The organism is Peribacillus sp. B2I2 (genome assembly GCF_041261685.1).
Classification (GTDB): domain Bacteria; phylum Bacillota; class Bacilli; order Bacillales; family DSM-1321; genus Peribacillus.
In genome coordinates, this window is sequence record NZ_JBGCCB010000001.1 from 4,833,393 (window position 1) to 4,855,524 (window position 22,132).

Consider the following 22,132-nt stretch of genomic DNA (forward strand, 5'->3'; position numbering starts at 1 on the left):
ACTAAAATTGCCGAAGACAATCATATTCTTATTGGGGATGGAGGAAAAAAGATGAGTTTACTTGATTTTTCAATGGACTTTTTCAGTTTAAAAGGTAAAGTTGCCATCGTAACAGGAGGAAACACTGGATTAGGACAAGGATATGCGGTAGCGTTAGCAAAAGCAGGTGCAGATGTTTTTATCGTTGCCCATGGTGATAATTGGCAGGAAACGAAGGATTTAATCGAAACGACCGGACAAAAGGCAGTCTTTTACCAAGCAGAACTTACGAACAAGGAAAGCCTTAAAGGTGTTGTAAAAGGTTGTCTTGATGCATACGGGAAAATCGATATCCTTGTTAATAATGCAGGAACGATTCGCAGGGCTCCTTTATTGGAATATACAGATGAAGATTGGAATGCAGTAATGGACATTAACCTTAATTCCCTGTATTTTCTTAGTCAGCTTGTTGCTAAAGAAATGGTTGAACAAGGCAGCGGAAAAATCATAAATATCGCATCCTTGCTCACATTCCAAGGAGGTAAGTTCGTTCCGGCCTATACAGCGAGTAAACATGGCGTTGCTGGGCTGACTAAAGCATTCGCTAATGAATTAGCCGCTAAAAACATTCAAATAAACGCGATTGCGCCAGGATATATTGAAACGGCCAATACAGCCGCGCTTCGTGCAGATGAGTCAAGAAACAAAGACATTCTTTCAAGGATTCCGGCTGAAAAATGGGGAACACCTTTTGATGTCATGGGAACCGTCGTATTTCTTGCAAGCAAGGCCTCTGACTATATGAATGGCCATATCCTCGCTGTTGATGGAGGCTGGCTCGTTCGTTAATCCGCCGATTAAGACAAATGAATATGTTTAAGGTTAACACCCTTAGCCAAAGCGCTTAGGGTGTTTCTTTCATCCAATGTTTAACAAAATCAGACTCCTTTGTTATGATGTAGGTATCCCGTTCTATTTCAAGAAATTATTCCCTTTAGGAGAACATCATGAAAAAAAAGAAAATTACCATATCGGATGTTGCTGAGAAGGCCGGTGTTTCCAAAAGTACGGTTTCTCAATATATCAACCAACGTTTTCGTTATATGAGTGCTGAAACCAAAGACAGAATCGAGAAAGTCATCCAAGAACTCGACTTTCGTCCCAATGATAATGCCAGGAATTTAAAAGTGAAAAAAACAAAAGTCATAGGGATACTCGTAGCTAATATTTTACATACTTTATCCACCGAAATAATTCGTACCGTAGAAGAACAGCTTCAGCAGCATGGCATGAAGGTATTCATATGTGACTCTGCCGATGATCCTGAGAAAGAAAAAGAATATCTTGATTTGCTGGTTTCCACGCAAGTAGATGGAATCATCATTTTTCCGGTAGGAAATGATTTCAAAGTCTATAATTACCTGATCGATCATTCCATTCCAATGGTATTCGTTGATCGATTGGTTGATGGAGTTACATCTGATTCCGTTCTTTTAGACAATCATGCTGCAATCTTTTTGGCTGTGTCCATGCTGGCTGAAAAAGGACACGAAAATATTGCATTCTTAACCTTACCGATTGATATCCCCATCACACCAAGAATGGAGAGAATCGAAGGATTTAAAAAAGCGATGGCATCTCATAAATTGGAAGTAAGGGATGATGATATTTATTCGTTGCCCAGAAACCAAATTCAAGAAAAGTTGGCCCGGATATTCGATGCAGAAAAGCCTCCGACAGCCATAGTGGCAGGAAATGATTTAGTGTTACGTGAAATCCTTAGCTATTTGAAAAAACAAAAAATCTTGATTCCTGAGGATGTGGCCATTGTCAGCATTGATGATGTCGCTTATACGGAGTTTTATGAACCATCGATCACAACAATCGGACAACCAATACAACAAATGGGTATTAAAACAGCAGAGTTATTATTGCACCGGATAACCGATTCTGGTCAGACCCCGTACATTACTTATCGGTTTGCCCCCGAACTGATTGTTCGAGGTTCATGCTAATTGCTCATACAAAAACGGCAGTTTACATTCACTGCCGTTACCACCTTTTAGGTAATTTACAGAAACATGGCTATATCTTTCACCTTGGAAATCACCCGCCATTCACCTCATTTTTAGCTGATTCTATGACATTTTGGATAAATGGTGCCTTCGCTTCCGTGTACCCGACTATATCCGCAGGATGCTTTTGAGCTAAGGATAATTTTAATTGCTGATATTGTTTCCTTACGTCAGGATGGCTTCTTAGAAAGTCCCTAAACGAAAGTTGATTCTTCCACTGTTCACTTCCGAATCTATAGATATGCAAATGATGTGTCCCCGCTCTCCATTGGCCTTTTCTAAAAAAACGCCTTTCGGGAAACTTCTTATGTTGGACAAATTCATAACCAATCGATTTCAAGGGTTCAATGAATATGTCAGCTATCTAAATGCCGGACGCCAGCCATGCCCCCAACCCTTTTACAGATGTACTTCCAATATGCTCAACACAAAGGGGGGAATAGTTCTTTAAAACCTTCGTTATCCTTACTTTTTCCTGTTGAAATTCGCTAACCCAATCAGGGTTATAATCCTCGACCTTTACTGTTTTCTCCATATAATCACTCAACTTTTCATGTAAAAGGTATTATCAGCCATTATTTCTCATCACGTGACCATTTGACGATAGGATCTTGCGTGCTCGGCTCATAGTAAGTTCCGACATACACCTTTTCTTTTCCCGTTATTTTATTGGTTCGGATGACTGTATATCTTCCTTTATCATAATTTTTGGTAAGAAAATATTTCCGGTATGAAAACCCTTTTTCGGGACCGGTTAATTTTACTTTAGTTTTATACGCCTGCGGCATGTTCAAGCTCCCTTTCACTACACTTCTAATATTCAGTGGAGTTTCCTCAAGCTTAACATCACTTCGGTAATCAACGCTCCTGGTATCGGTTTTCCCTGAAGGCACGGATGCCATTTCGATCGTATCTTGGGTTTGTTCCGAGAATGATTTTGTGACACTGTATGAATAAAGGATATTCATGGAACTTATATTGCCTTTCATTTTGCCAGCAAATTCAGGCATGGCAAAATTCATTAGAAAGGTGATCGATATACATACGATTAATAGGGTAAGCGAAATTTTCTTCATATTTCCTCTTTCTCAACTATGTATTCTTGTAATTCAACTTGTTCATTTTCCTTAGGAATAATCCCAAATTTAGCGATTAATAGAATGGCAAGAAAACTGAAACAGCAAAAACTAGTATTATCACTTGTAATAAATGAAGCCTGTATAATACGAGATCCCAGTAATGAATTCAAAATGTAGGAAAAAAGAAAACCCGAATAGGATAGGAAAAACAGATAGTTTCCGATCAGTATCCTCTTGTAATGTGCATAATCAGATTTATTTCCATTCCTGATACTGACGCATTGTCTAAATTGCCTAATCAGACCGTATGTGAAACCAATAATTAACATGACTACAATGAGAAAATCAATTATTGCTTCCTCCACTTTTACTCCTCCTTGGTCATTTGTTCTAAAAACTAGTAAAATATTACATTAAAATCATCATATACCATTTGTGATAAAATGATATATATTTCCTACTTTAATATTGGAGTTGTATCATGAAATTTTTTGTAAAAGTCCTTTTATCGCTATGTATGGTTCTTTATCTATTAATTCTTACAAAGCTCATTTTATTTAAAACCTTCTCGATAACCGAAATGAATGATCATATTAGTTTTTCCTTCAATGGCCGCTATTGGGGTTCCCATAACTTCATCCCTTTTAAAACCATTTTCCATTACCTGTTCTTAGCTGATGTAAATACATCCATCCGGATTGAAAACATAGTGGGGAATATCATCGGTTTCGTACCATTTGGCCTCATGCTTCCTTTACTATCAAAAAGGTTTACCCAACTCAAACCGATCTTGATTGCGACATTCTGTTTTAGCTTCACCTACGAGATTCTTCAGCTTTTATTTGAATTAGGAAGTTTTGATACCGATGATTTAATCCTGAATACTCTCGGTGGGATTATAGGATACCTGCCGATTAAGCTGTTTTACACAGTTTTCAAAAAGAATGGAACCATTCGCAGTCAAGTGTAGGTCGAATTATCCCCTTATGTTGAAAGATGAATACATGCATGTCCTTATACTTACGTTTAAAGCGAGATGAAGTTTCAATATAAAGTAAAATATTCCTAATATTACTTGTTATACTAAAAAAAAGACCACCAGATTGGTGGTTATTTCAAATTCTTAAATCCGTATTTTTCAAAAATTTTAATGGAGGCTTCCGTTTGGAGATAGTCATAGAATAGCTTGGCTTCCTTGGAATGGTCCAGGTCATTGATCATTCCGACGGGATATATGATCGGATCGTGTAAATCTTCCTTGGCTGTTGCAATGATATCAACTTTTGATGAGCTCATCGCATCCGTTTTATAAACGAGCCCTGCGTCCACATTTCCCGTTTCCACATATGTAAGCACTTGCCGGACATCCTTGGCATAAATCAATCTATCTTCAACCTCTTTCCAGAGATTCAGGTTTTCCAAGGTTTGTTTCGCATATTGCCCTGCCGGTACAGACTCCGGAGTGCCAATCGAAATTTTGGTAGCCTTTGTGAGGTCTTTCAGTGATCCCAGTTCCTTATCGGAATCCTTTGGCACCACCAGCACCAGGTCATTGCCGACTAAATCGATTCCGTTTTTCTCTTCAATAAGGTCTTCCTCTACTAATTTATCAAATTTATCTTCTGCAGCCGAGAAAAACAGTTCAACAGGTGCGCCCTGGGAAATCTGTTGCTGAAGAGCTCCAGAGGCTCCAAAATTGTAATTAACTTTCACATTTGCATTCTCTTTTTCAAAGGACTCTTTTATATCATTTAAGGCATCTTGCAAACTTACAGCTGCGGAAACCGTCAATTCCACCTGCTGCCCCTTCATTTCCGTGTTTTCCGCTTCTTCATTTGAACACCCTGTACCCACTGCCACAAGCAGCATAATCGCAAAAATCATAAGGTATATTTTTTTCAAAATCGCTCTTCCTTCCGACCAGTTATAACTAGTTATATCTTATAAAAACAAAATCAGGAGAGCTACTAATAAAGCAGCCTTCCGGGTTTGGAATGCCATTGACTATAATCTGTTCTTTTCAAACCGCCTCTTCATCTGGTTCACTGTAGGATGCCCTTGCCAGAAAGTGAAAACTTAGCTATAAAGTATTTTGGGCTGTCGGGCTAGATAGGAAGGCGTACCATTTTGATTAAGATTAAGGATCAATTTCATGACCTCCACCATTCGCTCAGGTTTCTCCAACTCTATTTCCTTATGATAGGATTCAATGGATGTGTTCCATTTTTTCATTTTTTTCTGATCCTTCAATATACTCAACAATTGTTTTTCAAAAGGCGTTTTCTGATTAAGTTTAAATACAAGTCCTTGTTGTTTTAAATACTGTAGATTAATTTCCTCCTGCCCCGGAAGCCTGGAATGAACAAAAATGGGAAGCCTTTTTCGCAATGCTTCGCTAATCGTGACACCGCCCGGTTTCGTAACGATTGCGTCAACTTCTTCATAAAGCTTATTCATTTCAGACCTTGATGAGATATAAGGCAATGGTTTGATATGAGCTAAGTTCCACGTTTGGATTTCATCATACAGCTTGGTGTTGTTGCCACAAAGAACTAAATAATCAAAGTCGGTCGAATTCTTTAACTCATCACCTAAGTTCAAAATCCCTCCCAAACCACTATTTCCTCCGGATATCAAAACTTTTGGTCGTTCTGTGTTTCTTTGTACACCGGCATTTTTAGTGATTTCCTCGTGCACGGGAATACCAGTGACCATCATCGTTTGTTTTGGTATTTGACGCTTACCCATCAGCTTTTCTTTTACTTCTTGACTAGGAAGAAAATGGGCATCTATCCCTTCGCTTCCCCACACATTATTAATAAAGAAGTCCGTGTACACGTTTATAACCGGTGTGCTGCACTTTCCTTTCATCTTTAACTGGCTCAAAAGATAGGAAGGGAAACCATGTGTACAAACAATTAAATCAGGCTTTTCTTCAGCTATCAATTGTTCCATTTTTTTCATGAATATTTGCTGATACCATTTAAATATCCGTTCCTTTGGTGAGTGAATGTAAAAAAGGTTTTTATAGGCAAGATTATAGGTTTCTGGCGCATAACGAATCCATGTCAGATAACTATTTGCCACTATTTTTTCTAGAGAGGTGTTGGTATAACTGATTAGATCGATTTTTTTATAAGTAATCCCATTTGAATGCTTTTTCAACATATCCATTAATGCCTCTGCAACTTGATGATGTCCCGATTGCATTCGAAAGAGAGGTAAAAACAAAATCTTCTTCATATGTGTCATCTCCTAAGAAATCATTCTGAAAATATATAATGGGGAAATGTATTAGCAGGTCCATGATATCTTCCTCTTACAATATAATTATCGATATTTTTAAACAATTTCCTTTAAATCAAGTTTAGCAAAGGTTCCATCTTCCGAGAGGGAATCAATGTTGTGCTGTATAACGAGGAGCCGACTCAATTTTTCGACATTCGTTTTCTCTTTTTAATGTATTTGATAGTAACATATATTACAAAAATTACCAAAAATACAATTCCTAAATATGGAACATATTTGGGATTAACATTAAAAGCATCCCCCACATAATAACCGGCCACTATAAAAGGGACAGTCCAGAGTATAGTGCCTAATAGGGAAAATAGGAAGTATTTCCGAAAGGGTATAGAAGAGATTCCTGCAAAATATGGACTAATTTGTCTTATACCCGGAATATAAAATCCCAATACTAAGGTTTTTTGTGCATTATCCGTATAGTTTTTCTTTGCTTTCTCCCAGCGTTCACCAGTAATTCCAATGAATCTTCCATATTTATTTATAAATGGATACCCCACATATTTTCCGCATGCATAAGCTGCCAGCATTCCGATAAAGGCGCCGAGAATTGCACACAGCGTCGCTAAACCAAATGAGAGCTTCCCTTGGACAACCAACACCCCAATCAGAAATAGAAGGGATTCTTCTGGAGCAGGCACTCCCACAATGCCAAAGAATAAAAAAAGAAAAATGATCAGGTATCCATACGAATCAATAAAATGTAAAAGCGTATCTATATTCATAATACCCCCAGAATTAGTTATAAGTCTTTTAAAGTAATGAAGCGCGTTCCCTTTTCCTTATGCTCCTGCAGGTAAATTTTTAACATTTCAATCATGTAGCCAGGTGCTTCTTTATCCGCTCCCAAGGTTTCACCACAGTCATGAAGCAATAGAATGGAACCTTCTGTTGAAGTGGTTCGCAGTTGATCAAGCAGATTATTTCTGCATTTTTCCACTTTCCAATCTCCGAAAATGTGCGACCACATTATCACCTTATATTTCTTACTTAAAAGTGGGGTGAAAATATTGAAATGGCCCCATGGAGGTCTGTAAAAAACCACCTTTTCATTCGTACATTCATTTATTGCCTTTGCCGTCATATCCAACTGTCTCCGCAGATGGATTGGAGAAAGAACCCAACTTGAAACATGATGAAAATGATGGATACCTATAGTATGTCCCTCTTCATGCATTCTTTTAATAATTTCAGGATTGCTTTTCACTTTATTGCCAACAACAAAAAACGTAGCCTTTATCCCATAATCTTTTAAAAGATCAAGTAATTTTATCGTATATTCAGGGTTGGGACCATCATCAAAAGTTAGCGCCATCCCATTATTCGACTTGAAATTTTTTGTTATTCCCAGACTGCATGCACGAATAAGCACCGTTGGGAAAATAGTATAAAATATAAATAGCAAAAATAAAATAATAAAACTAAATATCCATATATGTATCACACAAAAACATACCCTCTCATTATTTATATTACCAATACTGGTCCTTTCCCTATATCATAATCTTTTACTCTATGCAGCAAATGTTATTATCTTCAAGCAATTACAATTTTCATTGCACTGTCTTTCATTACATTAAAAAAACCTCTTCTTACAATTTAGCATTTTTTTTTAATTATTTTCACTAATCAATCATTTTTTTATTTTTGTAAAGATTGACTGGTCACTTGCTATCTACAGCTAAATAAAAAAAACACCCTGACTGTAGACAAATTGAAGAAATCGGGTTGCCTGCAGTTTTTTCAAAACATTCCAGTTGATTGGAACGGAAGGTACGAGACTCCTGCGGAAAAAGCGTGTCAAGGGAGACCCCACAGGCGCAAAAAGCGCCGAGGAGGCTCCCGGACCGCCCGCGGAAAGCGAGTGCCTGGAGAGTAAATCAGCGTTCAAATTTTACAAACCCTCAAAAAATATTCCAGCTGTTTTCAGAAATCCGCTCCCTTTTGTCACAAACTGAAAAAAAAACACCCTAAGGGTGTTTTTTTCAAATCCATATGGTTTCTTCAAAAAATGAAAGTTTTATAACCTTCTTTATCAAAGAGCACATTCTTCAATTTCAAATCCCAGGTCTTCGATGATTCCCCAATCCGCCGTGGGTTCTTGACCAGCTGTCGTTAAATAATCGCCGACGAAGATGGAATTGGCTGCATAAAGTGCCATGGGCTGCATGGAACGGAGATTAACCTCACGACCGCCGGCCAGACGGATTTCTTTACTCGGATTAACGAATCTCATCATTGAAATCAATTTCAGGCATTTATTGGGGGTCAACTCGGAAGTTCCCTCAAGCGGTGTTCCGTCAATTGCATTGAGAAAATTACAAGGAATGGAATCTGCATCAAGGCTGCGTAATGATAGAGCGATTTCCACCGCTTCCGCCTCAGATTCCCCCATACCGAAAATGGCACCTGAACATGGAGACATTCCGGCATCTTTAACAGTTTCTACTGTATCTACCCGGTCCTCATATGTATGTGTCGATGTAATATTGCTGTAGTTTTCCTGTGATGTATTCAAGTTGTGATTGTAGCGATGAACGCCTGCTTCCGCTAGTTTGCCGGCATGTTCCTCATTCAGGAAACCTAAACAGCAGCAGATTTTAAGATCCGTCGTTTCGCGGATTTCTTTTACCGCTTCAATGACATGATCAATTTCCCTGCTAGTCGGCCGACGGCCAGAAGCAACAATGCAATATGTACCCGCTTTACGACGAATGGATTCTTGCGCTCCCTCGACAATCTTTTCTTTAGTCAGCCAGGCATATTTATCGATTGGGGCTTCCGAAACGATCGACTGCGAGCAGTAGCCACAATCTTCGGGGCATAATCCTGATTTCGTATTGATGATCATATTCAATTTAACCTTATTCCCATAATGATGCTTGCGTATTAGATAGGCTGCATTCAAAATTTCCAAAACATCGCCGTCCGGAGCTTGCACGATGGATAATGCTTCTTCCTTCGTCACCTTATATCCTTTAATTACGTTCTCAGCTAACATCTTCCAATCCCTTACTAATGTATCCAAACCTTATCCCTCTTTTCTTTACAATCTTATAAATTCCTTCTCATGAAACTGACTCGATTAATTACCTGACCCTTGGAACGGATTGAATAATTTTTTGCACTCGCTAAATCACATCTGTTGTTCCTGATGTGTTGCCATTAAAGTGTGATGAATCGCTGGTGCATGGATTCCGTGGCTTATGTACTTCCTAGGAAAGCAGCTTGGCTCGTTCCGGTTTTCAGCAGAATGGCTCCATTTCGATATCTATCTTTCCCTTCAAACCAAAATGTTCGGAAGTTCCCCGCCGGTAGAACGTGCAACACCAACCATAATGAGCACCGAAAGATCAACAATGCCTGGAAACATGCCAATAAGTGATCTAAATAGTTCTCCCGAAAATAGAACTTTTAATTTGTTAACCTAAAATATTTTAAGTTAACATATCGATAGAATAATAACATACAAACAAAATATTATTCAATGGTCTTTTTTCAATATTTTACTAGTCTGTCCATTAAAACCTGTGAACGTATGGTTTTTATATGTTAACTAAATAATAAATTAGTTGACATATAAAATGGAAATCAGGCAAACTAATAGTGAGCATTTCGCCTATCATTTCTAAAAAAGGAGGTGAAAACCTTGAAAGCAAGGACGATTTCTTATGTGGCCCTTTTTACCGCGTTAACCGCAATTGGCGCCTTTATTAAAATACCTATCCCTTACATACCATTCACACTTCAAATTCTGGCAGTCTATTTGGCAGGCGCATTATTGGGCCCCCGTCTTGGATTGCTCAGTCAGCTATGCTACGTCTTGATCGGACTTATCGGGGTACCCGTGTTTGCTGAAGGCGGGGGATTCGGCTATATATTCAAACCCACTTTCGGCTATTTGCTCGGATATATACTGGGAGCCTATGTAAATGGATGGCTGATCAACCGGTTTTCCCTCACCACGATTCGTTCCATATTCTTTGCTAATGCCGCCTCTTTACTGACTGTTTACTTCTTCGGCTGCATCTGGCTGTATGGTGCAATGAAGTGGATTGTGGAAACGCCGCTTTCAATCAACCAAACGATTCTTTACGGCTTCTTATTACCTGTACCCGGTGATCTACTGCTGTGCATTCTATGTGCTGTCATCATTCAACAAGTACGTCCGCGCATTGCAAGATATATAAACTTAAAGGAGCTGAATCATCCATGGGCCAAGCCTACTTTATAACCGGAACTGGCACGGATATTGGAAAGACCATCGTCACGAGCGCACTCTATCTGTCTCTTCAAACATTGGGAAAAAGCGTCACGATATTCAAACCATTTCAAACTGGAATCAATGAGGAAAACAATACATACCCGGACATATCTTGGTTTGAGCAGGAACTCGGTGTAAAGGAATCAGGGTTTTACACACTGGAACCTGAAACCTCCCCACATTTGGCGATTAAATTGACCGGAAAGCAAATTGATGAGAAGAAAGTCGTGGAAAGGGTTCATGAACTTGAGGAAATGTATGACATCGTATTAGTCGAGGGTGCTGGCGGATTGGCTGTCCCGCTCATTGAACGATCCGACGATTTCTATATGACGACGGATTTCATAAGAGATTGCGGCATGCCTGTCGTATTCGTATCTACAAGTGGTTTAGGGGCGATTCATAATGTCGTGACGACGCATTCGTATGCCCAAATCCATGATATATGCGTGAAAACCATTTTGTATAACCATTACCGGTCAGAGGATCGGATTCATAAAGACAATATCGAAACCATTGAAAAGCTGACAGGGCTGAATGGCCTCGCCTGCATCCCAACACTGGCGGATGTTAGAAAAGACTTGAGGATCTGCATCCTTGATTTACTTGGTGATCAAGATTATACCCAACAACTGAAAGAGGTGTTCCAAGCATGAACAGTCAGGATTTAGAGCAATGGGATAAGGAATATGTATGGCATCCGTTCACACAAATGAAAACGTATCGGGAAAGTAAACCGCTGATCATCGAGCGCGGGGAAGGCAGCTACTTGATTGATGTGGATGGCAAACGCTATTTGGACGGCTATGCTTCATTATGGGTGAATGTGCACGGGCATAACGAGCCGGAATTAAATGGCGCCCTTATTGAACAAGTGAATAAAGTCGCGCACTCCACGCTGCTGGGATCTGCAAATGTACCATCGATCTTACTGGCAAAAAAACTTGCAGAGATCACTCCTGGTCATTTATCGAAAGTCTTCTACTCTGACACTGGATCTGCTGCTGTGGAAATCGCCCTTAAAGTCGCTTATCAATATTGGCAGAATATCGATCCCGTCAAGTATCGGAATAAAAACAAATTCATCTCCCTTGACGAAGCATACCATGGCGATACTGTCGGTGCCGTGAGTGTTGGCGGAATGGATCTATTCCATAGAATCTTTAAGCCACTCTTATTTCAACGGATTTCCGCCCCTTCACCATATGCCTATCACATGACTGAGTATGGAGATCAAGAAGCAGTGAAAAACCATTGCTTGAAGGAGCTGGAGAAGTTACTGCAAGAACAATCAGAGGAAATTGCAGGATTGATCATCGAACCGCTTGTGCAGGGCGCGGCAGGCATCATAACCCATCCGGCAGGCTTTTTGAAAGAAGTCGAACAATTATGCAGAAAGTACAATATCCTCTTAATTTGTGATGAGGTGGCTGTTGGATTCGGTCGAACGGGTACAATGTTTGCCTGCGAACAGGAAGATGTCGTTCCTGATATCATGTGTATGGGCAAAGGGATCACTGGGGGATATATGCCACTCGCAGCAACCATCATGAATGAGCAGATCTTTCAATCCTTCTTGGGAGAACAGGAAGAACATAAAACCTTCTATCACGGCCACACCTATACAGGAAATCAGCTAGCCTGTGCACTGGCCCTGAAGAATATCGAGCTAATGGAAAGCCGCAATCTCATTAAAGACATCCAGAAAAAATCAAAATACCTATCCGAAAAACTGCAAGCACTATACGAACTTCCGATAGTCGGCGATATCCGCCAGCGCGGCTTCATGATTGGAGTGGAGATCGTTAAAGACCGCCAAACAAAAGAAACGTTCACCCTCCAAGAGAATGTCGTTTCCGGAATCATCCATACAGCACGGGAAAATGGCCTGATCATCCGGGAACTTGGTCCAGTCATCACGATGATGCCGATCCTTTCCATGTCAGAAAAGGAACTCGATTTCATGGTCGAAACCGTCTACCGTGCCATTCAGGAAGTCTCCATTCATAAAGGATTGATCCCAGCAGCAAACTGATTCAAAAAGATGTAGAATTAAAAAGGGCACCCTCAATGGGATGCCCTTTTTTTCGCTTGAATTTTGGATGAAGTCACCTATTCAAACAAAGGGATTTCCGGCGGCATCCCGGCTTCAGGCAAGAAATAAATGAAAATGGTGAAACAAATGATAAGCAATGAAAAGATGATTGCAATAAACGAAATGCCCAAATGAAATTTCTTAGCTACTAAATATAAGCTGATCACCAGACTTGCAAACCCAATGATCAAATAAATGCTGGCACCAACATAGGAATTCAACTTTGGAGTAATCCCCGAGATGAAAAGCAGCACGAAAGTCATTTGCATGGATATGCATATTCCAAGTAAACGTTTCATTTTTACCTCCTGTCTTTTGAAAAATCGAGTGCGTTATAAATATAACATTCATCCCTATCCGCTTCTTCATTACGCACCATTAATGGACTAATTTTAATAATGTTGATGTAAATGATTGGATATTTATTGTAAACTGGATAAGCAAAGGAGTGGATTTGCAGTATGGCGATAACAAAGAAAAGATTTTTCATAAGTTCTATAGTGGGTATCATACTCATGTTTCTTGCTAACTCTGGTCTGCAATACTTCAGTGGCCAACCGATAAAGTGGTCAGGGAATTTAGGATATGCATTCTATTTCGTAGCATTTATTTTACTTTTTATTTGGCTATTTGGAGATTTTGATAAGAAAAAGGCCGATCACTAATGTAAGTGAAATTTGTTTGTACACAAATATTAAGAATTTAAATTACCTCACCTTTACGTTTGACTTTTTTGTTTTCCTCCCTCATACATCCAAGAAGGTGACCTCCTGCTGTCTTTTTCACTCCTTAAATAAAAAAAGAGAAATTTTGCTAATTATGGTATTATTTACATAATGATTTTAAGGAGGTTACAAAATGATGTTGGGATTTCCCCTCCTGGTTGCTTGTGTCCCTGGGATGTTAGTAATACTTTTGGCGTGGTGGTTTAGGAAATTACATTTATCTTTATTTGTAAGGCTTTTACCAGGCGTATTAACCGTTATAGCGTCAATTATTTTGTTTTACATTGGTTTTGTGAACATCAGAGGGTTTGAAGGAGCTGGATATGGAATACTGGCTTTCTTTTTACTTCCCTTTGCAATTGTGGCTTCAATAATTGCGAGTAAAAACAAAGGTGTGCAAAGCTAGTCCATTTAGTTCGGATAATCTATGAAAACAGGAATATATACAAGCACTAAAACGATTAAAACAAAAAAAAACATTGGTGAAATGACAAATAGCTGAATGCGTTGGGCGTTTGACCCCTCCAACCGTATTATTAAAAACAAAAAAGGAAAAGGTTCTTACAACGGAAAAAGAGCAATCCTATAAAGGATGCTCTTTTTTTCTTATTAGCTTATTTCTTTTAATGCTTGCTAAGTGTTAGCGAATGCCTTTCATGTAACCTTGAATCTTTGGTGATAAGGCCATCAGGGCCAGTCCAAGGACGATTGAAGCAACACCGATCACTCCAAAATAAGCCATTTCGGTTTGAGGTGTGTAGAATCTAACGATTTGTGCGTTCAGTGCTTGTGCTGCTGCACTTGCCAGGAACCACAGGCTCATCGTTTGTGCCGAGAATGCAGCTGGAGCCAATTTGGTAGTGGCAGAAAGTCCAACTGGCGATAAGCAAAGCTCTCCAAGTACTACAAGGAAATAGCTAAGTACAAGCCATAGTGGATTGACTAATGCGTCTGATCCACCGAAATAAACAGGAAGCAGGATAACCAGGAATGATAAACCGGCGAACAATAAACCTATTGAGAATTTTTGAGGAATGGTCGGCTGACGCTTTCCTAGTTTAATCCATAACCATGCGAATACTGGTGCAAGGGTAATGATGAACAAAGGGTTCAAAGATTGGAACCATGCCGGGTTTATTTCTATTCCAGCAAAATTCAACTGTGTCCTTTTATCTGCATAGTTTGCCAATATTGTTGCACCTTGCTCTTGAATCGCCCAGAACATGACAGCTGCTATAAACAAAGGAATATAGGCAATCAAGCGTGAACGTTCAACAGAAGTTGTTTTAGGGCTGCGATACATGAAAAAGAAATAAAGGGTCGGAATAACGATCCCTAGGATACCTACAAGATTAATGAAGGTTTTAATCGTTAAGATGCCTTTAGTGGCAGTGATGCCGATGATGGCAGCTATGATAAGTGCAGCTATCCCCAATTTAGTGAATACTTTTTTCTTTTCATTCTGTGATAATGGGTTAGCAGGAAGAGTTCCAGCCAGACCCAGGTTCTTTTTCTTTGTTGCAACAAAGACGATGAGTCCAATTAACATACCAATTGCGGCTATGCCGAACCCAAGGTGAAAGCTGTAGTTCATGACTGAACCAACAATGAGTGGTGAAAGGAATGCACCCATGTTGATACCCATATAGAATATACTGAAACCGGAATCCCGGCGTTCGTCGTTTTCCGCGTAAATTTCACCGACAATGCTGGAAACATTCGGTTTTAATAAACCAGTACCTAGAACAATGAGTACCATGGAAACAAAGAACATGGAGAGATTGCCTGGTACAGCAAGGACAATATGCCCGAGCATGATCAAGATACCACCGTATAATACGGCTTTTGAGGTCCCGAAAATCCTATCGGCAAGCCATCCGCCAATTATACCGGACATATAAACTAAAGATCCGTAAATGGATACAAGGGAAAGGGCTGTGGTTTCATCAAGTCCTAGTCCCCCTTTAGAAACTTCATAATACATATAGTAAACAAGAATGGCTCTCATGCCATAATAGGAGAAACGCTCCCAGAACTCAGTAAAGAAAAGGGTAAATAGTCCTTTGGGGTTTCCAAAAAAACCTTTTTGAGGTACACTATCCACAATTTTCTGTTTATTTATCGTTGCCATACCCAGTCCTCCTTTTATTATTGTATAATAACATTTTATTTTCTCTATTGTAAACAAATATTTAGTATATTTAAATAATTAATTTCAAAGTAAATAATAATGGCTTTTCACCCTGCAAGTAACACTGCGAATCATCCGGAAAAAAACACCATCCAATAGGAAACACCATCAATGATATATTGCCCTAACTTTACGAATGATATTACGTTTAATACCTCATTAGTAATCATTTACCAATTAAATGAAAGTCCAAAAAGGAAAACGCAAAACCCCAACCAAAACCGTTATAGACACCGTATAATAGAAATAACACAAAAATGAGGAGGCACAATAATGCTCGGTATCATAACCGTCGTGATGATTTTTTCCATCCCTATACTCGGCATACTGACAACCCATTTCGAAAAACAGTCAAAAACCAAACACAACATGCTCAAAGATGAATTGGAACTTGAAAAACTTAAACATGCAAACTTTCTTATGGAGACGGAAAAAATGAGGCTGGAACTGGATCAGATGAAATTCGATGAAAAAAAGGACGAGCCAAGGTTACTGTAATCAAGTAACGTTGGTTCGTCCTTTCTTATGGGCATTGTGGGGTCCCTGTTTTAAAACCATCCCGCCCGTCATAAGAATGATTAATGCACCTTACAAATAAGTTCGTTTTAATGGATATATTGATTGCCCACAAGAAGATCTGTTAGCACCTTTGTCGGGATGATGAACTCGACGGCCCCCATATATCCCGGGGCAGCTTCATAGCTGTTAAAGGCGATGACTAGCTTGCCATCTTCGTTTATATAAAAGTTTTGGTTTTCATCTATGCATTTAAAAGCAGTAAAATCATCATCTTCGACCCAATATATCTTTTCCGGATCTTCAGCCATCTGCCGCTTCATCTGTTCCTTTATGTTCTCACTGATCACCTGGAGATAACGATCATCTTTAAATAAGCTATTTAACGTTAAAAGCACTTCGTTTTTCTTGTCGACTGTATCGAATTGACTTTCTGTAGAACTGGAAGCCTGGATCTTATCCGTATAACGCCGTACGGATAAGATCGTTTCATTATCCGTCAATATCTCATACCCGCTTTCCACCGAGATATTACCCTTTTCGCCTTCCTTCAGTTTTGACATGGAATCCGAGAATTCCTTATAGAGCTGCTTGCTTTCCGATAAGTATTTATCATTCAAGCTATTTTCAAGCTGTTTATTCTCCAGACCGGATATAGCAGGTGTTTTGATTACTGCCGAGGAATTATTCGCTTCTTCTTTCCATTCGACGAAGGTGATCACATCAATGACCTTATCGACTATTGGAATATCACTCATGGCTTTCGCCACTGCCGGACTGATGTTTACGGAAGCTGTCACAATCAGAAGCGCTGCAGCCGCTGACACCAGGATATTCCTGCCAACCCTTGGCTTCTTCCTTGGCCTTTCATTCAAGGCGGCTTGAACGACATCTTTCAATTCCTTTGGGATCGGTGTTTTAAGATACTCTTCCCGTAGATCTTTTAATTTTTTTTCCATCTTTTCGTTTCCTCCCGTTCAGTCATGTTGATCCGCAATAGTTGCAGCGCTTTATATAATCTCGTTTTAATCGTGCTTACGTTCTCTTCCAGCACTTCCGCTATCTCTTCCAACTTCAGGTCCTCAAAGAAACGAAGGACGACTACCGTTTTATACTTGACCGAAAGTCCTTCAAGGGCCTTTTGCAAATCCAGGTCAGCGTAGTGATCTTCCTCACCGCTGCGTAAGTACTCTATTGTTTCGTCATCGGCGACGGTCAGCTTCTTTTTCTTTCGCAAAACATCAAGTGCCGTTCGGACGATGATCTTATATAACCAACTATCTATAGAAGCAGCGTCTTTTATTTTGCTGCTGGAGGCCAGCGCTTTCCTGATCGATTCCTGCACGATATCAAGCGCATCCTCTTGATTTTTGACATAGTAAAAAGCAAGTCTGTACAAATTTTCCTGCCGTTCGGTTATCCGGTCCGTTATTAATTGATTCATATCTAGATTTTTCATTGCATGATAGAGCTCCTTACATTTAAATTACGTATCCTAGGTACAAAGGATAGACGTTCATGCAGCCATAAAAGTTTGAAATTGATCAAGGAAATATTTTTATATAAAAAATGAAAATATTTACAAACTTTTAAGGCTTTTGGCGCGTCTATATAGTAGAATGATTATCGAGGTGGAGTGCATCATGAGGAAATTAAATTATAAAAAAGTCTTTATTTTTCTATTTTGTCTAACAGCTGCTGTGGGAACGATGGGGTTAGCCATTAAAAGCCTTGCTTTTGATAAGAAAAGAACCGTTTCGGCCTATACAACTGATAAAAATTACCCAGAAGCCGATATTCAAACGTATGTGAAAGATAATACGAAAGGCGGGTATTCAGCCAGCAGGCCTGTTCTGCATTTAGAAAAGATCGACAAGCAGCTAGAAGCTTACATAAAGAAAGAAATTAAGAATTATGAAAAGAAATGGAAAGCATCCGACGGAAAAGCTTCCGAGCTTAACCTCACCTATACGATCCTCCATTTCAGCAAACAGACCATTACGATTTCCTTCGATAAATATGAGCAAGTGGAAGGAAAGAAACAGTCTGGAACCCAGATCTTCACTTATGATATTCCATCTCAGCAAAAGCTCTCTATAGAAGACATCTTTGCCACGGATACTGATTATTTATCCGTTTTATCCGATATTGTTTTTGAAGAGTTAACGCAGAAGGAAGAAGAAGGCATTTCAAACAGTCTCATTAAAAAGGAAAACAAACTGAAGGCAGCCAACTTCAATTCTTTTTCAGTCTTGAAAAATACGCTCATATTCTACGTTAAGACTGATGATTCAACTAAGACCCATACAATAGCCATCAAGAAGGATCTTTTTAAAGATAGTTTGCTAGATTCATATCAAAGTCAAGATTTGAATGAGGATCGTGTAAAGGAATGGCAGCCGAAACATATCGTCGCCAAACTGCCCGTGCAAAAGGAATGGATCGACCCTTCAAAAAAGGTCATTGCCTTGACGTTCGATGACGGGCCGCATCCAAGTTATACCATGTCCATTCTTGAAAACCTGAAAAAGTATGATGGACACGCGACGTTTTTCGTGCTTGGAAGCCGCGTACAGCACTATCCGGAAGTTCTGCAAAAAATGCTGCAGCAAGGAAATGAGATCGGCAACCATTCATGGGATCATCCGCAGCTGACGCGCTTAAGCAAGAACAAAATCGAAGATCAAATCGAAAAGACCCAAGACGCTGTAGAAAAAGCTACAGGTACTGAGCCAAATCTCGTCCGTCCCCCATATGGAGCGATTAACAATAATGTGCGTGAACACATGGAGGATATGAAAGTCTCACTTTGGGATGTCGATCCAGAAGATTGGAAAGAACGCAATGAAAAGAAAATCGTAAACAAAGTGATGAGCAAAGCCAAAGATGGCAGAATCATATTAATGCATGATATCTATCAAACTAGCGCCCAGGCTGCAGGAAAAATCATCAAACAACTGCATGACCAAGGTTATCAACTGGTCACAATTTCGGAATTGGAAAAGGTAAAAAAAGATCGTGAACTTTCCGGAATCACCATAAATGAATAATCAAAAGAAAGAGCCTGTTTCGTGATTCGAAACAGGCTCTTTGCATTCAAATAAAATAAGCAGACCTTTGATCATATAGCAAAGGTCTGCTTGTTTTCTCATTCACCAAGGTCTACATTATGATAAACTTGTTGAACATCTTCCAAATCTTCCAATGCATCAATCATTTTTTCGAATTGTGCTTGTGCATCTTCTGGCAGGGTAAGGTCATTTTGTGCAAGCATAGTCAACTCTGCCACTGTAAAATCGGTGATTCCTGCATCCTTGAATGCTTGTTGCACAGCATGGAATTGTTCAGGTTCAGCATAAACGATGACCGATTCTTCTTCTTCAATGATGTCACGTACATCAACATCCGCTTCCATGAGCAGTTCAAGCACATCATCTGCCGTTTTACCTTCAATCCCGATTACAGCCGTTGCGTCGAACATATAAGCAACAGATCCGCTGACACCCATATTCCCGCCATTTTTCCCAAACGCGGCACGTACATCAGATGCCGTCCGGTTCACGTTATTTGTCAATGCATCCACGATGACCATTGAACCATTTGGACCGAATCCTTCATAACGAAGTTCGTCATAGCTTTCTTCTGAACCGCCTTTTGCCTTTTCAATCGCACGGTCAATGATCGCTCTCGGAACATTGTACGTTTTCGCACGCTCAAGTACGACCCTTAATGCCTGATTGGATTCTGGATCTGGTTCACCTTGTTTCGCCACTACATATATTTCCCGTCCGAACTTAGCATAAATCCGACTTGTATTTGCATCTTTTGACGCTTTTTTTTCTTTAATGTTATTCCACTTACGACCCATTATATTCCACTCTCTTTCATCATTGAATATATACGAATTGATTATTAAGATACTGCTCTAAGAGAAAACCCATTAAGGGAATTCCTTTAAAGATAGACAGTACGTTTACTAGATTATATTATACATCAATTGTATAAATTTGAAAAAGTCTGCACATCAACCACTGGCATTAAATCGACGGTTTGGCGCCATATATTATAAAATACTACGGAATACATCAAGAGTGGTATAGTATGAAGTGATTGGAAAGGAGAGATGATTCATGACGGAAAACCAAATCATCATCGGGATACCCGGAAAGTGGAAGGACCGGACAGAATTGATTCAAACGGTAGCCTCCCAAAGCGAAGGGTATCTGTTAGCCGGGAATATTTTTCATAACAAGGATAAGAACATAACTTTTCAGGCGGAGATCCAGGATTATGAACCCACTTTAACAGAGACCTTTTCCTACGCCAGTAAAGGCGCCTTTCCAGAGAGTTTATTAGCGGAAATCAATGACCATACCTTTACCGTTTATATAATTGCTGATATATCCAATGTTGGAAATGTTTCAGATTTGATCGATGCCGGTGCAGCAATCCTTAGGGCAGGCGGAATGGCAGTGAAAATAGAAACAGCTGGCATTGCCCATTCAAAGGAAGATTGGCAACAACTTCATCATAGCCCCGATATTCTCTCGGTATATGCCCATTTTGTCACGATCATCGGTGAAGAGGATTATTATTGTTCTTTCGGAATGAAAGCTTTTGGTCTTCCGGATGCCGTGACACTTAACACAATGAGTCCGAAAGAGGCGGCTGCTCTACTTAACACATTCAATTATTACCATGTAGGTGAACAGCCTCTCTTTAAGAATGGCGAAACCTTTAGCATACAAAAAGACGCACCCCACTTCATATTGACGGGCCTTCAGGACTTTAGATACGAAGAAGACCATCCCTTCTATAACCCATTTGGATTGTGGAATTTAGGGACAAGTAAATAGTGGGGCAATTCGCTCCTCCCAAACTGTAGACAAATTCGAATAAAGCGAGTTTGCCTACAGTTTTTTTATTGATTTCAGAAATCTGCTCCCTTTCCGCCGACTGTCTGCCAAGCTTCCTCGCCGCAAGCATCTAGCGGGGTCTCTGCTAGCCAGTTTTTCGGCAGGAGTGTCGCAAATTTCTTCTATCCAATAAGGATTACAATAAAAAAACTTCAAGGATAATCTAGTCTTGTTTTAAAATCTTGGTTCGGGATGAGACCATATCTCCCCACTTTTACCGACAAACTCTGAGGAGTAATTCGCTCCTCCATTTTTATTTTTTCAACTGAGTTTTTCACGCTTTTCTTCGTCATGTTCTTTCTTCACGAGGGACATGCCGCTCGCTTTGTATTTGAGGATCTTTTGAATGACCGTGCCAAGATGTGCTCCAGCTTCAACGGGTGGAATCCCGCCTTTATGGATGTTGGAAATGACCATCCGCTCTGCTTCAATTGTGCCCAATCGAGGTTTATAGCAAATATAAGCGCTCAATGATTCAGCACTGACGAGACCAGGCCGTTCACCGATCAACAGGACAATGACCTCAGGTCCAAGGATTTCACCGATATCATCCATCACGGCAACCCGGCCCTTTTCAATATAAAAAGGGGTACCTGTATCCAGTTTTGCCACTGCCAAGGATTGTTTGAAAGATAAATAGACGTCCTCCATATTTTCTTCGATCGCCTTGGCACTTAAGCCATCGGATATGATGATCTGAACCGTAGGGGCCTTAATGCATTTGGCTTCTATCACCCGCTTTGCTTCATCCGAAAGCTTCCTGCCGTAATCCGGACGCCGCAGATAGACTTCCTTATCATCGGCCTTCGTTTTCACCTTGAATAAATCCAAGCGTTTCAACAGAATTTCACTGACCTCACCATATACAGCATCAACAGCTGCTGCATGGTCAAAACGGAATTTCAGCCAAGAATCCGTTTTCGGCCGTGTTCCCGATCTGCCTACCCCTATCCGCGCAGGGGTTTTCGCCATCAAAGCATCCAAATCTT

At 39.9% G+C, this 22,132-nt stretch carries 22 protein-coding genes and 2 pseudogenes; 10 read left to right on the top strand and 14 right to left on the bottom strand.

Features of this window, described 5'->3' with window-relative positions:
* Positions 1 to 51: 51 nt before the first annotated feature.
* Together kduD and ABIE66_RS24015 are read left to right on the top strand one after the other, a co-directional pair.
* On the top strand, positions 52 to 828 hold the full coding sequence (gene kduD, locus ABIE66_RS24010) for a 2-dehydro-3-deoxy-D-gluconate 5-dehydrogenase KduD (RefSeq protein WP_370016564.1): 777 nt from the start codon (positions 52 to 54) through the stop codon (positions 826 to 828).
* A gap of 158 nt (positions 829 to 986) precedes the next feature.
* Positions 987 to 1,994 carry a LacI family DNA-binding transcriptional regulator gene (locus ABIE66_RS24015; protein WP_289326655.1) on the top strand — a complete coding sequence of 336 codons (1,008 nt, stop codon included), beginning with the start codon at positions 987 to 989 and terminating at the stop codon, positions 1,992 to 1,994.
* Between the two features lie 91 nt (positions 1,995 to 2,085).
* Here ABIE66_RS24015 and ABIE66_RS24020 read toward each other — a convergent pair.
* The 3 genes and pseudogenes from ABIE66_RS24020 to ABIE66_RS24030 form a co-directional block, all read right to left on the bottom strand.
* Positions 2,086 to 2,589: pseudogene (locus ABIE66_RS24020) on the bottom strand (GrpB family protein).
* Between the two features lie 40 nt (positions 2,590 to 2,629).
* Entirely contained in the window at positions 2,630 to 3,130 is a 501-nt protein-coding gene (locus ABIE66_RS24025) for a hypothetical protein (protein WP_370016565.1), read from the bottom strand.
* Positions 3,127 to 3,498, bottom strand: coding sequence for a hypothetical protein (locus tag ABIE66_RS24030; protein ID WP_370016566.1), 372 nt, complete (start codon positions 3,496 to 3,498; stop codon positions 3,127 to 3,129). The genes ABIE66_RS24025 and ABIE66_RS24030 overlap by 4 nt, the downstream gene beginning before the upstream one ends.
* 116 nt (positions 3,499 to 3,614) lie before the next feature.
* Between ABIE66_RS24030 and ABIE66_RS24035 the strand changes: the two genes are divergently transcribed.
* Complete coding sequence (locus ABIE66_RS24035; RefSeq protein ID WP_289326657.1) at positions 3,615 to 4,103, top strand: VanZ family protein; 489 nt, start codon at positions 3,615 to 3,617, stop codon at positions 4,101 to 4,103.
* A gap of 140 nt (positions 4,104 to 4,243) precedes the next feature.
* Here the strand turns inward: ABIE66_RS24035 and modA are convergent, their stop codons facing one another.
* From modA to bioB, 5 genes are all read right to left on the bottom strand, one after another.
* Positions 4,244 to 5,035, bottom strand: a complete 792-nt coding sequence (gene modA / locus ABIE66_RS24040) for a molybdate ABC transporter substrate-binding protein (protein ID WP_370016568.1) — start codon at positions 5,033 to 5,035, stop codon at positions 4,244 to 4,246.
* Positions 5,036 to 5,209: 174 nt separating this feature from the next.
* Complete coding sequence (locus tag ABIE66_RS24045; RefSeq protein WP_289326659.1) at positions 5,210 to 6,376, bottom strand: MGDG synthase family glycosyltransferase; 1,167 nt, start codon at positions 6,374 to 6,376, stop codon at positions 5,210 to 5,212.
* Positions 6,377 to 6,561: 185 nt separating this feature from the next.
* Positions 6,562 to 7,161, bottom strand: a complete 600-nt coding sequence (locus tag ABIE66_RS24050; protein ID WP_289326660.1) for a DedA family protein — start codon at positions 7,159 to 7,161, stop codon at positions 6,562 to 6,564.
* Between the two features lie 17 nt (positions 7,162 to 7,178).
* Positions 7,179 to 7,751, bottom strand: a complete 573-nt coding sequence (locus ABIE66_RS24055) for a polysaccharide deacetylase family protein (protein ID WP_370016569.1) — start codon at positions 7,749 to 7,751, stop codon at positions 7,179 to 7,181.
* Between the two features lie 720 nt (positions 7,752 to 8,471).
* Complete coding sequence (gene bioB, locus ABIE66_RS24060; protein ID WP_370017108.1) at positions 8,472 to 9,437, bottom strand: biotin synthase BioB; 966 nt, start codon at positions 9,435 to 9,437, stop codon at positions 8,472 to 8,474.
* 648 nt (positions 9,438 to 10,085) lie between these two features.
* Between bioB and ABIE66_RS24065 the strand changes: the two genes are divergently transcribed.
* From ABIE66_RS24065 to bioA, 3 genes are read left to right on the top strand one after another with little or no spacing between them, the layout of a single operon-like run.
* Positions 10,086 to 10,670, top strand: coding sequence for a biotin transporter BioY (locus ABIE66_RS24065; RefSeq protein ID WP_289326662.1), 585 nt, complete (start codon positions 10,086 to 10,088; stop codon positions 10,668 to 10,670).
* Positions 10,649 to 11,356 (top strand): dethiobiotin synthase, encoded by a 708-nt coding sequence (gene bioD, locus ABIE66_RS24070; RefSeq protein WP_370016570.1) that lies wholly within the window; start codon positions 10,649 to 10,651, stop codon positions 11,354 to 11,356. Before ABIE66_RS24065 ends, bioD begins: the two co-directional genes overlap by 22 nt.
* Complete coding sequence (gene bioA, locus ABIE66_RS24075) at positions 11,353 to 12,735, top strand: adenosylmethionine--8-amino-7-oxononanoate transaminase (protein ID WP_370016571.1); 1,383 nt, start codon at positions 11,353 to 11,355, stop codon at positions 12,733 to 12,735. Before bioD ends, bioA begins: the two co-directional genes overlap by 4 nt.
* Before the next feature lie 77 nt (positions 12,736 to 12,812).
* On the opposite strand, the gene ABIE66_RS24080 is transcribed toward bioA, so the two are convergent.
* Positions 12,813 to 13,094, bottom strand: coding sequence for a hypothetical protein (locus tag ABIE66_RS24080; RefSeq protein WP_370016572.1), 282 nt, complete (start codon positions 13,092 to 13,094; stop codon positions 12,813 to 12,815).
* A 559-nt stretch (positions 13,095 to 13,653) separates the two neighbouring features.
* On the opposite strand from ABIE66_RS24080, the gene ABIE66_RS24085 reads away from it, so the two are divergent.
* On the top strand, positions 13,654 to 13,926 hold the full coding sequence (locus tag ABIE66_RS24085; RefSeq protein ID WP_251542998.1) for a YesK family protein: 273 nt from the start codon (positions 13,654 to 13,656) through the stop codon (positions 13,924 to 13,926).
* A gap of 234 nt (positions 13,927 to 14,160) precedes the next feature.
* On the opposite strand, the gene ABIE66_RS24090 is transcribed toward ABIE66_RS24085, so the two are convergent.
* Entirely contained in the window at positions 14,161 to 15,651 is a 1,491-nt protein-coding gene (locus ABIE66_RS24090) for a peptide MFS transporter (protein WP_289326668.1), read from the bottom strand.
* Positions 15,652 to 15,984: 333 nt separating this feature from the next.
* Here ABIE66_RS24090 and ABIE66_RS24095 point away from each other — a divergent pair, with 333 nt between their 5' ends.
* Complete coding sequence (locus ABIE66_RS24095) at positions 15,985 to 16,209, top strand: hypothetical protein (protein ID WP_370016573.1); 225 nt, start codon at positions 15,985 to 15,987, stop codon at positions 16,207 to 16,209.
* A gap of 107 nt (positions 16,210 to 16,316) precedes the next feature.
* Here ABIE66_RS24095 and rsiV read toward each other — a convergent pair whose 3' ends face one another.
* Both rsiV and ABIE66_RS24105 read right to left on the bottom strand, forming a co-directional pair.
* Positions 16,317 to 17,186 (bottom strand): anti-sigma-V factor RsiV, encoded by an 870-nt coding sequence (rsiV, locus tag ABIE66_RS24100; RefSeq protein ID WP_370016574.1) that lies wholly within the window; start codon positions 17,184 to 17,186, stop codon positions 16,317 to 16,319.
* A complete protein-coding gene (locus ABIE66_RS24105; protein ID WP_370016575.1) occupies positions 17,171 to 17,686 on the bottom strand; it encodes an RNA polymerase sigma factor SigV in 516 nt (171 codons plus the stop codon). The genes rsiV and ABIE66_RS24105 overlap by 16 nt, the downstream gene beginning before the upstream one ends.
* A 184-nt stretch (positions 17,687 to 17,870) precedes the next feature.
* Between ABIE66_RS24105 and ABIE66_RS24110 the strand changes: the two genes are divergently transcribed.
* Positions 17,871 to 19,277, top strand: coding sequence for a polysaccharide deacetylase family protein (locus ABIE66_RS24110; protein ID WP_289326671.1), 1,407 nt, complete (start codon positions 17,871 to 17,873; stop codon positions 19,275 to 19,277).
* A 98-nt stretch (positions 19,278 to 19,375) separates the two neighbouring features.
* On the opposite strand, the gene ABIE66_RS24115 is transcribed toward ABIE66_RS24110, so the two are convergent.
* Complete coding sequence (locus ABIE66_RS24115) at positions 19,376 to 20,095, bottom strand: YebC/PmpR family DNA-binding transcriptional regulator (protein ID WP_289314697.1); 720 nt, start codon at positions 20,093 to 20,095, stop codon at positions 19,376 to 19,378.
* Between the two features lie 262 nt (positions 20,096 to 20,357).
* Here ABIE66_RS24115 and ABIE66_RS24120 point away from each other — a divergent pair, with 262 nt between their 5' ends.
* The gene (locus ABIE66_RS24120; RefSeq protein WP_370016576.1) at positions 20,358 to 21,083 is read left to right on the top strand and encodes a DUF4261 domain-containing protein; all 726 of its coding nucleotides are present in this window, start codon (positions 20,358 to 20,360) and stop codon (positions 21,081 to 21,083) included.
* Positions 21,084 to 21,404: 321 nt separating this feature from the next.
* Here the strand turns inward: ABIE66_RS24120 and eutC are convergent.
* A pseudogene (gene eutC / locus ABIE66_RS24125) lies at positions 21,405 to 22,130 on the bottom strand (ethanolamine ammonia-lyase subunit EutC); the annotation flags it as partial.
* Positions 22,131 to 22,132: the final 2 nt, after the last annotated feature.